Source organism: Brumimicrobium mesophilum (genome assembly GCF_003025005.1).
Lineage (GTDB): Bacteria > Bacteroidota > Bacteroidia > Flavobacteriales_D > Crocinitomicaceae > Brumimicrobium > Brumimicrobium mesophilum.
The window spans coordinates 44762-60054 of the sequence record NZ_PVSS01000009.1 but is presented as its reverse complement, the minus strand read 5'-3'; the positions used below and the strand labels follow the sequence as shown (position 1 = coordinate 60054).

The 15293-nt window shown below is 31.5% G+C and carries 16 protein-coding genes and 1 pseudogene; all 17 read right to left on the bottom strand.

Annotated elements, in window-relative coordinates:
- Positions 1 to 34: 34 nt before the first annotated feature.
- Positions 35 to 463, bottom strand: coding sequence for a DUF6157 family protein (locus C6368_RS10500; RefSeq protein ID WP_107039158.1), 429 nt, complete (start codon positions 461 to 463; stop codon positions 35 to 37).
- 17 nt (positions 464 to 480) lie between these two features.
- Positions 481 to 741: a hypothetical protein gene (locus C6368_RS10495; protein WP_159038553.1), complete on the bottom strand. Its 261-nt coding sequence runs from the start codon at positions 739 to 741 to the stop codon at positions 481 to 483.
- Between the two features lie 42 nt (positions 742 to 783).
- Positions 784 to 1344: pseudogene (locus C6368_RS17400) on the bottom strand (dihydrofolate reductase family protein).
- Positions 1345 to 1416: 72 nt separating this feature from the next.
- On the bottom strand, positions 1417 to 1851 hold the full coding sequence (locus C6368_RS10485) for a DUF1801 domain-containing protein (protein WP_107039156.1): 435 nt from the start codon (positions 1849 to 1851) through the stop codon (positions 1417 to 1419).
- A gap of 11 nt (positions 1852 to 1862) precedes the next feature.
- Positions 1863 to 2324, bottom strand: a complete 462-nt coding sequence (locus C6368_RS10480) for a GyrI-like domain-containing protein (RefSeq protein ID WP_107039155.1) — start codon at positions 2322 to 2324, stop codon at positions 1863 to 1865.
- A gap of 75 nt (positions 2325 to 2399) precedes the next feature.
- Entirely contained in the window at positions 2400 to 3110 is a 711-nt protein-coding gene (locus tag C6368_RS10475) for a helix-turn-helix transcriptional regulator (protein WP_107039273.1), read from the bottom strand.
- Between the two features lie 110 nt (positions 3111 to 3220).
- Positions 3221 to 3823: an alpha-ketoglutarate-dependent dioxygenase AlkB family protein gene (locus C6368_RS10470; RefSeq protein WP_107039154.1), complete on the bottom strand. Its 603-nt coding sequence runs from the start codon at positions 3821 to 3823 to the stop codon at positions 3221 to 3223.
- 39 nt (positions 3824 to 3862) lie between these two features.
- Entirely contained in the window at positions 3863 to 4759 is an 897-nt protein-coding gene (locus C6368_RS10465) for a hypothetical protein (protein ID WP_107039153.1), read from the bottom strand.
- Between the two features lie 86 nt (positions 4760 to 4845).
- Entirely contained in the window at positions 4846 to 5328 is a 483-nt protein-coding gene (locus tag C6368_RS10460; RefSeq protein WP_107039152.1) for a YdeI/OmpD-associated family protein, read from the bottom strand.
- 63 nt (positions 5329 to 5391) lie between these two features.
- On the bottom strand, positions 5392 to 6615 hold the full coding sequence (locus C6368_RS10455) for a T9SS C-terminal target domain-containing protein (RefSeq protein WP_107039151.1): 1224 nt from the start codon (positions 6613 to 6615) through the stop codon (positions 5392 to 5394).
- A gap of 119 nt (positions 6616 to 6734) precedes the next feature.
- Positions 6735 to 8486: a carboxypeptidase-like regulatory domain-containing protein gene (locus C6368_RS10450; protein WP_159038552.1), complete on the bottom strand. Its 1752-nt coding sequence runs from the start codon at positions 8484 to 8486 to the stop codon at positions 6735 to 6737.
- A gap of 68 nt (positions 8487 to 8554) precedes the next feature.
- A complete protein-coding gene (locus tag C6368_RS10445) occupies positions 8555 to 9367 on the bottom strand; it encodes an alpha/beta hydrolase (RefSeq protein ID WP_107039149.1) in 813 nt (270 codons plus the stop codon).
- Positions 9368 to 9455: 88 nt separating this feature from the next.
- The gene (locus C6368_RS10440) at positions 9456 to 10064 is read right to left on the bottom strand and encodes a hypothetical protein (protein ID WP_159038551.1); all 609 of its coding nucleotides are present in this window, start codon (positions 10062 to 10064) and stop codon (positions 9456 to 9458) included.
- A 40-nt stretch (positions 10065 to 10104) separates the two neighbouring features.
- Entirely contained in the window at positions 10105 to 10638 is a 534-nt protein-coding gene (locus C6368_RS10435) for a YcxB family protein (protein ID WP_107039147.1), read from the bottom strand.
- A 119-nt stretch (positions 10639 to 10757) separates the two neighbouring features.
- Positions 10758 to 11690 carry a tetratricopeptide repeat protein gene (locus C6368_RS10430; protein WP_107039146.1) on the bottom strand — a complete coding sequence of 311 codons (933 nt, stop codon included), beginning with the start codon at positions 11688 to 11690 and terminating at the stop codon, positions 10758 to 10760.
- Between the two features lie 93 nt (positions 11691 to 11783).
- Entirely contained in the window at positions 11784 to 14594 is a 2811-nt protein-coding gene (locus C6368_RS10425; RefSeq protein ID WP_107039145.1) for an MSEP-CTERM sorting domain-containing protein, read from the bottom strand.
- The gene (xrtK, locus tag C6368_RS17640; RefSeq protein ID WP_107039144.1) at positions 14578 to 15105 is read right to left on the bottom strand and encodes an exosortase K; all 528 of its coding nucleotides are present in this window, start codon (positions 15103 to 15105) and stop codon (positions 14578 to 14580) included. The genes C6368_RS10425 and xrtK overlap by 17 nt, the downstream gene beginning before the upstream one ends.
- Positions 15106 to 15293: the final 188 nt, after the last annotated feature.

The following is a 15293-nucleotide window of genomic DNA, read 5'->3' as shown; positions in this document are numbered from 1 at the left end:
ATAAAAAATGGAATGTGTAAACAATAGCATATGTTTATTTTTTACTTGATCGCATTGCTTTGACCTTCTTGATTTTGTCTTCAGCTAAATACTTTTGATACTCATCTGATTCCATTCCGTAAAGCGCTATTCTCCCTTCTTCATCGCTATGAACACCAAATCCATAAGATTTAGTTAGCGGTGAAGCCCTAAAACAAGGTTGACCTTTGGAAAAGAATTTTTCTTTGGCTTCCCCTAATTCTACTTTAGTTAAATCATTTCTTTCTGCAAACACTTGAAAGAATATATCGTCTGATGTGAATTTATATGGATGTTTAGCAATCAATTCATACTGCATTAGAGCCACTGTTTTCTTATCACCTTTCCTTGGTGGAACCGTTCCCGTAGTAGATTTTGTGTCTTCAGCAACTTCAATAAAGGTGTTGACGTAATTTGTTGAGTGAATTTTTGTTTCGTTGGCCATGGAAGTGATGTTATTAATTAATTCTTAAGTATTGATTTTAATTGTTTAATAAAACGATTAATAATACTCAATCCCCATAAAATTATAATAATTAACCAAATCCAAAATAGAATGTATGCTGTTTTATTCATAAAACTTCCTTGGCTAAAAATTGTATCTATATCATTGTTATACAAATCCTCATTGGAAATATTGAAAATAGCAATTATGAAATAAGTTGGTATGAGTAATCCAATAGCAATTAGGATTTCTTTTAGTGTTAATTTCTTATTGATCATTTCCACAACTTTATATTTCAATTAGTTTTTACTTGTCAAAAATCATTTAACATATTTCAAAACTGTAATTCCACAATCATAAGCTTGAGATTCCACTAATTTCAAATCTGTTTTATAATCTACTTTTTCGAAAATTGTCATTCCACTTCCTAAGATCGAAGGATTGATAAAAAAGTAATATTCGTCGATTAAATTTTCTTGAATTAATGATGAAACAAATTCACCTCCTCCATAAGCAATGATGTCATGGCCTTCTGATTTTTTTAATTTTTCGATTTCATTTTTGAGACCACCTTTGGCTATTTCAGTTGACTTCCATTCTGATTTGTCTAAAGTTTTTGAAAATACAACTTTATCAGCTTCAACCATTTTTTGAGCGAATTCATCTTTTTTATCAGACTTTTCGAAGGTATCTGTCCAATGAGGAATAAATCCTTAAGCCAATTTTCTACCCAACAAAATAGTGTCTACTGGTTGGGTTAATTCATTCACAAAAGACTTAAGTTTGTCGTCCCAGTTCCAAACCATCCAGTCCATTTCTCCATTTGGTCCTGTGATATATCCGTCGATTGAAAGTTGAATTTGAAGTTTTAATTTTCTCATTTGATTTTCTTTTAGTTTATTAAGTTTTGGTATTCCTAAAAGTAAGAGATTATCTTGATTCTTAGAACATTTTTATATTCCTAAAGTTGCTTGATCTTTCATTAAATGATAATTTAGTGCAGCTTTTATGCATTGTTTCAATTCCAATTCTGGGATTTTTTGATTCAATTGAAATACAATTGCACGATTTCCTTCAAATTGAAATTGTTTATCAAAAACTAACTTAAAAGTATCTATTAATCTGCTATTGCATTGAAAGTACATTGCATAAAAATTTGGTGATTTCGCTTTCCAATCCATTCTTAATGTGCTTCCATTTTTGGTAACGAAACTTGGTTCTCCCCATTTCAAAGTTTCAGTTAAAATATCAACTCCATTGGATTCCTTGGCAGTCTCAATGACCAATCCCCTTAACATTTGCATTTTATCCCGAACAAAGTCAGGATAATTTGCGAATACAATATCGAATTTCGGTTCGGTTTTAATTTTGGTTTTTCTTAAATCCATAATACCGATTTTTATTTTTTGATTGCTACATAAAAATCGATTTCGGCATCTGCTGGATTTTGAGCTTTTTCACCAAATACTTCAAAGTCTGTGGTGTAAGTTCTATCTAAAGGCATTCCGAATATTTTTGACCAATGATTAACAATTAAACCTTTAGTTAAATCACCTTTAGCGGAAGTTTTATTGAAAGTTCCACCTGATATGTTTTTGCCTATCATTCCTTTAGGGATTTCGTTCAGACTCTCTACTTTACAACCTAATATCGCTGTATATGGTTTAGTGTGGTCATTTTCATAATCGGTATAAAGAGAATATATTTCATTATTTATTTTGTTTGGAATCTGACCTAAAATGTTTTTAGACATGAATTCACCCCATAATTTCCCAATATCCTCAGCGGCTTGGTTATTTTCATTCGTTGTACGGATAGAGATTCCGATGACCTTAAAAGACTCAATTTTCACATTTTCCATTTTGTTGTTTTTAATATTCAATGCAAATATAATTGAGGTGAATGTCAAAGGTGTGTCAGGGGTGTTAGGAAATATTTATCTTTTCCTTGAATATTTCGCACTACAGTTCTCTAAATACTGTTGAAGCGATAATTTATGTGGTTCGAAATGAGTTTCCAAAATTTTCAATTTCTGTATACAATCTAATCTAAATGCTCTGAAATCATTTTTATTTCTGCAAAAAGCAATTAGAACCCAATTATCTTGGGTTGTATAAAGTGCGAAAGGTTCTATTTCTCTTTGGCTTAATTTATTGGCTAAAGATTTATATTCGATTTTTACCAAATTGTAATTGGAAATCGTGGTTTGAAGTTGAATTAAATATTTACTGGTTTTTTCATTTTCTTTGTTATTTCGAACTTGAATTCTGTCTGATAATAATTCTGTTTTCTCCTTTTGTGAATATTTTAAAACAGATTTAATCTTGGTAACAGCACTTTCATATTGTTCGGTCAAAGATTCGTCTTTATTTCTTTTAATGAGCAATTCGGCAGTGATCAATGCATTTGCTTCTTGTTCAGTAAACATTATTGGTGGAATTTTATAGCCATCAACGAAAGAATATCCTTTGCCTTCAATTGTTATTATTGGAATTCCAGATTTTTCTAATGTTCTTATGTCACGGTAGACTGTTCTTATACTGATGTCGAATTTTTCAGCGATAGTTGTTGCGGTTACAATGTTTTTCGATTGTAATTCAGTGAGAATTGCAGTTAATCTCGATATTCTAGGTTTTTCTTTGTCCATTTTTAGCTTATTGACTGCGATACTCTTTTTTTTAGCCCTCCAATTTCTCCAACCTTGAGGTTCCAAGTAATTTAAAGTTTCACCAATTTGTAAATCATTATATCTTTAAGTTATTGCTTAATTTCAATTGTCCTAAAAGTTAAGTTAATTCTTGGAATTTTCACCCTTTTTGTTGGTGGCAAGCGATGTAACCAGTTAGTTTGAGTTGTTCCTTTCATTACGAGCAAGCTCCCTTTTTCTAAAATGACAGAAACGTTTTTTTTCGAAGCTTTGTGTTTAAATAAGAATTTGCGCTCTGCACCAAAACTCAAAGACCCAATAGCGCCATTTTTTTTCAAATCTTTTTCGGCATCACTATGCCACGCCATTCCTTCTTCGCCGCTGTGATAAAGATTCAACAGACAAGAATTAAAAGTTTCACCCGATTTTTTTTCGATGATTTCTTTCAATTCCAGAAGTTCTTTGCTCCAAGGTAAAGCAGATTTAGTGGTTTTCGAATAGGTATATTCAAAAGGTTGATCACCGTACCAAGCTACTTTTCTTTTGGTGATGATGGTTTTCCCGAAAATGATTGCTTTATCATTTTCCCATTGAATGTTGTCCATTAATTTCTCGAAATACTCTTGTGCTTTGGATTGTGAGAGCACAGGCCCGTAGTAATTCACTTCTCCATCAAAGGGTAAAATATTAATATCGTCGCTAAATAGATCCATGTTGATTTAATGTGTCAATTCTGAAATTTTAGTCATTCTTTATTCGTTGTGGTGCTCAACAATTAACTCAGTTTCAACGATCAGTTCCTTATTGGAGTTTTGATCTTTCAATTTAGCTACTACTTTACAAGGATTATCTACTTGACTAGAAGAAAAATTGAACTTAGCGTATAGCTGTTTTTTCAAATTGTCAGGATTAAAACCAATATCTTCATTTTCAAAAAGTAGGTTTGGTGTAAACAATATTTTATTTCCACTATTGTCAGTTATATCTATTGAGAAAGTTGGGAAAGCTCTTCCTTGATTTAAATCAAATCCTTCAATCCCATCAAGAATTAAAATTAATTCACTTCTGCTGTCTATGTGGTTTTTAAAGACCGGACTTTTCAAGGATTCATTCCATAAATAAATTTGTGAATACTTGATTCCTTTGGAATTAATCTCTAAAAGTTCGTTTTCTTTGATGGTGAAAGGTAATTCGTAGTTGAATTTACCATCACTTTTTTCGTCCCATATTTCAACGAATAATTTGTATTCTTCATCGTTTTTATATGGAAAAATAGCTCCAAACTTTGCGTGCAATTGCAGAGGAGATAAATCTGTACCATCCTTCACTTCTTCCAATAAATTTGCATTCGAAACAACTGTATCTTTTTCATTTTTGATAATGTAAATTGACATTCCAGGATAGGTTTTTCCTTCGATTTTTTTTAGTCCTTGAATATCATTAAAATAGATAACCACTCCTTCTCCAAAAATAAATTCATTTCGATTGTCTAATTCTTCGTTGATATTGATTGAAACTTCATCACAGTTAATTCCATCTCCTCGCGAATAAGCACCGGTTGCTAAATCCTTTTTTACGGATTGATTGAATTCACAAGATGTTGAAATCAAAAACAGGAGAATTGCTGCAAAGGGGAATGTAAATTTCATTAAACTTGATTTTTTTAGGTGAATTTGCGAATTTTAATTCAATTCTAACATGAAAATTAGTTACTAAATTATGTTACTATTTTCAATTATGGCTTATCTCGACCTATAAATCTTTCTTTTCCAAGTAAAAAATTAATTGCTCTATTCACGTTTTTTTCTAAACTTTTCTCGGTTTTTAGGAATGAAATATACCTTACAATTTCCTTTTGATAGGAGGGAGATAAGCTTTCAAAAACATTGTTGGCTTCTTTATTTTCAGTTAAAGCATTGACTAACTTCGGATGAGGTTTTATTGTTCTATCGCTTGGATCAAATTCGATTTCAACTTCAATAATTTCACCTATTCTTTTAGGTGAATCCTTAAGCATTTTCATATTGATGTAAAGTCGCCATTCTCCACTGTATCTCAGTAAAGTTTGTTGATAAGGTTTTCCATTAACATTTCCTCTAATTGGAATTGTCCCTTTGTTCTTATTGGCTTTTTCGAAAATTGAATTGAGTATTTCAGAGGGGACAAATACGAATGGATTTCCAACAATAATATCTAGTTTTGCATTGAATTGATTCATCCCCTCCTGAAATATGTTTCTTTAATTTTAATCATAATAAGCAATGATCAGGTTTTTTTAACTTTAATTTTTAACAAACTTAACGCGTTTCAATAATCCTTCAGGATTTGAAATAGTCATGAAATACAGTCCATCATTCAAATTTTTAATGTTGATTTCATTGTTCGAGTAACTTTGTTTTAGCACTTCTTGACCTGCGCTATTCGTAATAATTATCTCTGCGTTATCATCCATAGAAATTCCATCTATTTGAATAGTTGAAACAGCTGGATTAGGGTAAAGAACAATGTTTGAAGCTAATTCTTCATTTGTCATGCTAAGACTTGGGTCTAAATCAAAGCTCCACAAGTCATTTTTTAATCCGGCTTCAGCTCCATTTCTCACTTCTCCAGCTCCAAAATATACTGTGGTTCCAATAGCGAAAGTTCCAGGAGCCCATCTGCTCACTCCAGGATGTGGAGGTAATTCTGTCCATGAATCAGTTTGGTAATCGTATTCCCAAAACTCTCCAGTTGGCATAGAACTGTGGTTGTCTCCATCACCACTAATAACAAAACCTCTATCTCCAATGTTAAATTGTGAACCTGCTACACGACCTTCACCTGGGAAATCATTTAATTGAACCCAGTTTTCGTTTGTTAAGTCCCACTTATACCAGTCTACAAATACATTTGTTCCCGGTCCGTCTCCATGTCCTAAACCTGTGTAAACATCTCCATCCGCTGAAAACATAAAGGGATGATGTCTTTCTAATCCTGGTAAATCTGGAAGCTGACGCCAAGTATCAGTTGCGATATTGTACTCCCACCAATCTTTCATATTTCCGCTTACGTCGTTGTTTCCCATTCCAGTGAAAAGTAAACCGTCTTCAATTACGAATGAAGGATGAATTCTTTCTTCACAAGGACACGTAGCCAATTCAGTCCAAACTCCTGTTGCTGGATCAAAAACCCACAAATCATTTAGATAAGAGTTGTTTGCACCATATCCAAATCCCATATAAGCTTTTCCGTCCCAGGTATCTCCAATTGAAAAACCTCGACCTACGCCAGGGAAATCCGGTAAAGTAGTCCAAGTATCAGTAACTGGATCATATTCGAAGAAATCTGATGTAGACTCATTAGCAACAGTTACCCCAGTTGCTTTATAACCTTTTCCATTGAGGGAAAAAGAAACTGGATGATGTTTTCCATCACCGGGATTACTGGCTTTTTGTTGCCAAGTTTGGGCTGTAGTTGTTCCTAAAAACAGCAATGCTGAAAAGAGTGCAGTAATTTTTGTTATCATAATCAATAGTTTGTCTAGATGAATAAAGTAACAAGTTATGGAAATTTCTTTAAAAATTTAGAATTGGATTTCTGATTTATTCATGTGTTTTCTTGATGGATTAATTAGTTTTAGTAATTCTAATCCATACCAACCTCAAACAAAGTAAAATTATCAATATTTAACTCTCTCTTCACCACTTCATTCCATTTCAACAAATTTTCACGATTTGTACCTCTTTGCATTTCTTTAAAGTAGATTTCACTCATTTCTAATGCTTTGATTTTAGAGTTCTTATATTTTTTCTTGATCAAATTCAAATCATTTCCACATAGGAGAAGTTCTTCATGCATTTTTCGTCTTTCAATTTCCATTAAGTCAAAATAAATATTGATAAAAGCTTGAGATTCCTTGGTCATTGGTAGATTATAGAAAGTATCGAAAGGGTCGAAAACAGTTTTTGTGATAATTTGCAATGTATCACACAGTATGTTTAAGTCCATAAATAATTGAACTTCCAAATGATATAAATTGGATGGTATTTTCCTCCTATGAAAGTCATTTTGCTTGGTCTCATCAATTTTTTCCTTAAGTAAGAATCGATTTCCATTCCATACAGCATAAGACTGTTCAAAGAAATTTTTCTTGAATAAAGTGTCTGTATCGAAAAAGTTATAATCTTTAATTTTCGCTTTTTCGTTGATGAAGGAGTTCCTTTTTATACTGTTGTTTTCTATTTTAAATTCATTTGTGCAAGCCCAAAACTTTTGATTATCGGGCAGCATTTGAATTTTTCGATAATCTGCATTTGAAACTTCAGCGAAATCAAAAAAGGGAAGAATAAATTCATCACTGAAATTATATGCATATAAAATTGCTCTGGTAGAAATATTGATAAGCGAATCGTTTTCAGATTTGTAAGCTAAATTGTAGTTGAAGTCCATTGAATTTAGAAACATTTCACCTTCTATTTCGATAAAACTTTTTGATAATTCTAAATTTACTTTCTCCAAAGAGTGAATAGACCAAATTGCCTGAAAAGGATGAGTTCGTGCATTTTCGATGTTAAACTTGATTTTAATTAATTTATTCGACAATGAATCTATCCAAACCGTTCCTTGGAAAAAATGATTTTTACTTACTTTAGGTTTGAATTTTATGGCATAAATGATTTTATTTTCTTCGTTTTTGAATTTAGTATTTAAAGAAAGCCAATAAGTTTTTCTGAGTTTTCGCGAACTTAATTCCAAAGGGCCAGTTGGAAAATAAGCATCTGACTCCATCAAGTTTTGCATATACATCGCTTTGGAAGTTTCCGTTGAAATAAAAAACCGATTTTCGATTGGAGCTAAAGCAAAACGTGCATTTTTCATTTCTAACTCGGAAACATCATAACCTTTAAAAGTTCCATTGTAATATCCTTGAAATAATTCTAATTGGGCGTTGTTGTGAAATGACTCTAATTCGAAATAGGTTTTAGCTACTTTTTTCGCAGTAGTATTTGACTTTTTCGCATTGGAAACTAATTGATAAAGAAACGCATCATCAGCAAGAATAGTAACCTCATCTTCCAATTGAGCTTCTGGTAAAAGATAGATTTTTGAGTATTTTTTTGTTTGTTGAGCTATGAAAATCAACTTTTCATAACCCACAAACGAGCAAATAATAGTGTCACCATTGGTAACGTTTTCTAGTGTGAATTCACCGTTATAATTGCTTAATGTTCCTTTTGTATCTCTGGTTTTGTAAATGGAAGCAAAAGAAATAGGCTGATCACTCAATGAATCGATCAAAATAGCTTTGATTTTGAAAGAGTTATTCGAATTTTGGCCTAAAGCTATATGCAAGACAAGGAAAAATATTAAGAACAATATGGTTTTTAGATTTTTCACTTTTGTGCGCTGCTGTTTTTTTCGTTTAATTTAAATCAATTTATAAATGGGTTGAGTATTCTATAATTTTAACTCAAATATTGAATCACCCCATCAATCACCTCTTTCGTTCTCAATATACGAAAATGGCCAGTGCCTTCAATTTCTCTAAATTCACAAACATTCCAATTTCTTTGAACATTTCTAGATCTTTCAATGGGAATGACTTTGTCGTTTTTATCGTGAAAGATAATTGCACTTTTTACGTTTACTTCCTTTACAAAATCACTAACATTTAGCGATCTTACATTCATGTTCGACTCTTTTTTTAATTTAGAAATGAGTTTGCTTTTCACTTTGTTGTTGATTCCAACCATTTCAGCAACTTCATCAATTCTCTCTTCGAATTTGTCGGGAGTGGTTATGAGCACATATTTATCAATTTCTAAATCAAGATTGTCGTGTAATGCATAAGTTGTAGCCACTCCACCGAAAGAGTGGCTGATCAAATGTTTGGTTTTAAATTTTCGGATTAACACTCCCACCAAGTTTGCAAAATCTGTAAGGCTAGTTTTGCCTTTACTACTATATCCGTGAGAAGGTCCATCAAAAGCATAAACGGTGTATCCGTCTTCCAAAAGTGCTACAATTATATCTGAAAAATTCCCAGCTTGACCTTCCCAACCATGAATTAGAAAGACTGTTTTTTTACCTCCTTTCCAAGTGTACAATTGAATATCGAACTCATTGTACTTGAATATTTCCTTTTCTGCTTTATCTATAATTTCTAATTCATTTTGACGTAATTTATGAACTTGTGGATTCATCAATTGGTCGAAAGCAAAATTTGTTATTGCAGTAGGGAAGAGGTTGGATGCTAATTTGATGATTTTCTTTTTCATTTTTTCTGGGTCAAGTTTGAATTCACTTTTTACTTGGACATCGAAATTAATGATTTTTGTAGACTTGGTTTTTCAAATTTCTAATGTGTTAATTAAAAAGATTTGACATAAGAGATTTCTTATCTCTTGAACTTCGATTTATTGTTGCCCCTGAATTATGTAGGGCTTTTAAAAGGGTTTTCATTTTAAGGACATGCTTTTCCCAAATAATATGACGTGTAAGAATTTCAGCAAAAGGCTTTCCTTGATTTAATTTGTAAAATGATATCTTCTTTGTTTTCAGTTGTTCACCTTCTTTTTCAGATTTTAGTTTGATCTCAAATTCATTTATTGGTATAGAATAATCCACAGATTTCTTAAACATTAAATCAATTAATTGGAAATGAACTCGATTTTCAACAATGGAAATTTTCTGAACGAATTTACACTTTGAATTTTTCCAATAGATATAAATATTGGCAATTACAGCGACCATAAAACAGATTAAATAAGTAATCTCAGGGTTTTCTGACATCCATCCTATTATATTTAGGGCGCTGGTTTTAGAATTGCCTAGTCTTGTTTTAGCTCCTAAAAACATAGGACCAAAAATAATTAAGGCAAATGTGCCAACAAAAGTTATAACGGATGTTGTGACATGCGTCCAAATAATATGACTTGAATTCTTAGGTTTAGGTATATCAAAAATGGTTTTCAATTCGTCCATAGCTAGAGTACTGTGTGTTTGTTTTCTAAAGCTATTTCCATGTCCAATCCAATTCAGTATTGATTTTAATTCCAACAAACGCTATGTGTTTCTTCAACGATTGAATGTCTAACAATTCTCTTTTTGGAATAATAATGGACATACTTGGTGAAATTTTTAAAAACAAATGATAGTGGGTTTCATTTATGATTTCAATTTCAGATAATTTGAATTTCCCTTCTTCCGTTTTATCACTTGAATGAATATATTCGTTTCCGAAATTTAATTTTATTGGTTTACCAAATTGTTTACTGTAGTTTTCTTTAATAAAGTTTTGGTAGTGCTTTTTATGTTTCCAAATAAAATATTTACGATAAAAAAGACCAGTTATTATTGAAAATGAAAGGCAATAAATTGATGTAAAGATGTTATTCTGAAAGTAAAAATAGATTCCTAAAATCAGAGAAGCTGCTACAATTAAAATCCACGATTTATTTTTCTTTTTATTGATTCTTTCATTTTTTGATGCAGTGTACATTTGAAAATCTAAAAAGTCTTTTTCCGTTAATTTATACGCTATTTCCATTACTTATTTTCAAATTTATCTTTCCTCCAACAATTGCACAAGCAATCCAATCTGCGGGCATTAAATATTTTTTATAAGCGTTTGCCCTCATTAAACATCCGATTTCTATTGTGTAATCATTACTTACAAAACTCTCGTTGTAAACTCAAAACCTCATTTCCAAAACGTTCCGTAAATCCGTATTCTATTGCTATTTGTAAATTCTCACATGCTTTTTCTGTTTTCCCGTCTTTCAGTAAAATAAGTGCTTTAACCCTATAAGCGTACGAGTTCGACGGATACAGTTTAAGTGACTTGTCAATATCTTTCATTGCTTGTTTAAAATCACCTAGTTTATAATAATTAAAACTTCTGTTACTGTAGCCTAAAGGCTCCTCAGGATTGAATTCTAGCACTTTGTCGTAATATTTAATGGCCATTTCGTGTTGTCCCATTTCTTGATATTTGTATCCAATATTTCCATAAGCAGGGTAGAAGTCAGGGTCGACTTCCAAAGCTTTGAGTAGATATTTCAGCGTTTCATCACCTTTTCCAATTTCGTCACAAATTGCTCCGAGGTTAGTCAAAACGGACAAACTTGTTGAATCAATTGAATAAGCTTTAATTAAATCTTCATAGGCAAGATTGAAATTTCTGATTTTCGAATAGGATGCAGCTCTATTTGATAAAGCGCTCGCTCTAATAGTATCATTTTCGGCATTATCAATGGCCATGCTGTAATCTTCAATAGCCATTTCCATTTCTCCAACTGTTTCCATAACCATTCCTCTACCATTGTACGAAACAGAATTTCCGTCCAAAAATATTACATGAGAAAAAACGTTGTAAGATTCCTGAAATTCTTTTAAATCATAATGTAAATAAGCTTTGGAGATTAAATACTCAATATTTAATGAGTCGATCTCTAATGCCTTATCAATATCTTTCAATGCAGCAGAATATTTACCTTCATTTGCCTTTTCAATTGATTGAAGATTGTATTCCTCGGCAGTTTGGGCAACTATAAAATTAAAGTTCAAAAAAAGTAACAGTGATAAAATTGTAAGTTTCATAGTAGATAATTTGTAGAATAATTCGCGTTTACTTTCTAAAATATGAACTAATTTAAAATTATTTGAACGATTATTGAATATTTACATTGAAATTCAATGTTGAACTTGCCTTTTCTTTCTGAAATAGACTGTGATTCCCAACAAAATCGCCAAAATAAGCCAACTTGGTTCGCTCATTCGTCTTGTGTCCTCTCCAATATCTAAATCTTTATTGCTTGATAAAACCTCTTTCTGTTTCTTTTTTAGAATAGCCTTTTGAGCTTCATTTTCTACTACTAAAAACGAAGTTACGGGCGACATTACTTTGGAAACAAAACTGTGTTTTACAAGGTTTAACCATTCGGTTTGGGTTGTTTCTGGATGAAGAATTTGAGATCTCCACATAGCCTGCATCGTTAATGCGGAATTCCAGTTATTTTCTTTCATGTTTTTCTCATCACTTTCAAACTTGTCTGATTTTAGAATAATGCTTGGATTTTCATCATTTGAGATGTAGCGAATACTTTTGTCAGATAAAGGATATTCCAATACAGGTTGATCAAATGACAGAGCTAGACTGTCCTTTGTAACTAACTTTGGATTAGCAAGCAATGAATGAGGTTCAAGTTTTATATTCTTGGTCAAATTATAGAATATATCTGGTTCAGGAAAGGCAAAATTCCAATCTGAAAAGTCTTTATTCAAAATAGCATTTTCTAAGTCATCAGTTAAAACAACAATCACTGGATAAGATTTTTCTTGAGCTTTGTATGAATTATATAACGTTGACTTTATGGCCCTATCCAAGTAAAATCCGCCCTCAAAGTTTTGCTTATTTAATTCCTCTTCCCAATTGGAATTATAAGAAGTGCTTGTTACATATTTATTTACAAAGCTGATTTTCGCATTTTCAGCTAAATCTTTATGTTTTTCTGCAATTGCTTTAATGCGTTTAATGTATTTCTTAATGTTTTCTTTTGCGGTTGAATTGACTAAAAAATGGAAATATGGTTTTCTTTTAATTTCCTTTAATTTCTCTTTTTCTGACGTTGAAACATAAACTGCATTATCATTTTCGACACTTAAATGTGGTTTTGGTTTGTTGAGAGATTGTCCAAGATTCAGTGCATGATCATCAATTGTTATTTGAATTGGATCTTTGTGTAAAAGTTCAATTCCAGTTTTCCGAACTTCATTTTTTGCAAATGGAAAAACCCTAAATCCAACTTTGTTTCCTGATAAATAATACAAAATTCCAGGATCTCTGTTCTCATTTCTAATGCTAGAAAAAACCCACATTGCAGTTCTTTTTTCAGCTAAAATCCCCATTTCTTTCTTGTCAAAAACATAGAGATAATAATCGCTAATCCATGTTCCTTCCGGCAAATCGATTGTTGTGGCATACTCTGCCATCCATGAATCTTCGTTTTTATTCGTGATTTCTAAATCGATCAAACTTTTCCAAGCATTTTGAGATTTATCAAAAGTGCTTTTAGAAGTAATCTCAGTGATTTCAACCTTATTATTTTGAATAATGTCTGTTCTTACATTTCGAGGTTCTTTTCCTAAGAATATACTTTCAAGATTGTCTATTTTGGAGTTTGATAAAGTTAGATTGTCTAAAACTATCCAATTGAAAATAGTGGACAAATAGGGTTGTTGACTTCCGAAAATTCCACCTCTATTATTGACTTTATGTTTTCTTAAAACACTTAAAGTTTTTTCTAACGATTCTTCATCAATATCATATTCTTTTGAATAATCTGGACTATAAACATAGGCTAAAGCTTCATTTAAGGTGTTTCTATCACTGGAATAACTAGCGATTATGAACAGTGGAATTATCAAGAAACCTCCAATTGATATGGACCAAATTTGCGTAGAAGAATATTGATTTTTTAAGTATTTGAAATCTTTAACCAATTCATTGATGTGAAGGATAAATAGGAGCAGAGGCGTTAACATTAAAAATCCTGTTCCTACTGCAATAATGGCAACTACGGAAAGGGGTAAGAAAGGAAGAAAAACCACGAAGAAATAGAATGTGTAAACTAGTGTAATGCTTCTTCCAATAAATAAAAAAGTTCTATAAATCTTGTTTTCAAGGTTTGGCAAACAGATGAATATTCCATTGAGAATTGCTAATATGAAATACCAATAACTATTGAAATCTCCGAAAATACCAGAGCTTGTGGTACTAAAACCATTGGAAAAAGAGCCATTATTCACCAACAAGCCTATTATTGGGAATATAATTGCAATTGGAATTTTCCAAACGAGTTCATATTTCTGTAATGTATCCGCTTTTTTTGTTAAAAGGATAAGTGCGCTTTGCGTAAGGAAAAATAAAAAAAATAGTGTGCCAATTATGAGTAGTATTAGCATAGAGTGGATTCCGAACTTATCTCCCACAGGTTGCCAAAGTGGAAGTATAACTTGTGAAAAGATATACCAGATTACAGGAATAAAAATGGCGATAAATAGACTTTTCCATGCTCTAGGATCATCTTTTTTAATGGTTATTTGAGTTACTAGAATAAATAATGCATAAGCTAAAGTAGGCATTAAGAACGTACCCACATAAACGAGTAAATTTTCAGAAATCATCCATCGTGGAATCGAAAATGGAATTATCTCATGAGAATAAAATCCATATAAATAAATGAAAGTGATGTATGTTGGTAGTGCGATTAATGCATACCAAATTGAAATATTTTTCTGTTTTCGCGTCAAGTAAATAGCATAGCCGAAATTAGCTAGTCCTAATATTCCCAAAGTCCAACCAAACTTCTTCCAAACGATAATATTTTCTTCATCGAGCAGGGTTTTTATGATTTGAAAATCATTATTGAAAAGGAGAAATAAAATTACAATTGGTAAGGTATTTACAAGAAATAGCCATTTTGGATTAAGCAATGTTCGCATGTGAGTTTCGTTTTTGTAATATTTTTTCCACAGCTAAATAGATGAGGATCAAAAATGTGAGGTTAGTAATTATTCCAATACCTTCGTGAATTACCGATTGGTTTGGTAGAGAATGAAATTTCTTTTCTATAATTATTGAGGTGAATATTCTTGAGCTATTCACTAGAACCGTAAAAATGTATGCTCCAACGAATGAAATTAACAGCATTAAAGCTTTAACCAACGAACTGGTAAAATATTTAATGCTTAGAAAACTAAGCATTAGGAAGCAGAGCAACCAAAAGTTAAATCCTGAACAAGATTTATCAATGATAATGTTCAATTTATCATAAAAATAACCTTCTCCAATAATGAATGTTGCTTGGGAACCAGTGATGAGCTCAATTATTTTATTTGTTGGACTGAGTATAAATAATAAATCACTTGTTTCGGATAAAGTATAAAGTAGTTTCAAAAGAATGAAAATCCCTAATGCTGTTAGGTAAAATAGTATGTTCTTATTCCTTGTCAAATTCTTGTGTGTCTCGAATTTTAACGGACATTAATTAACTATGTTGTATGTGAAAATTTCAAGAGATAATTTTTTGGCATTTTTTCACAGAATGATTTGAAATTCCGTAAATTCAAGGAATTTACGGAGTAATTGTTCTCCTCAATTATAATAACTGAAAAGCATAAGATTACAATATTTTCAATTAT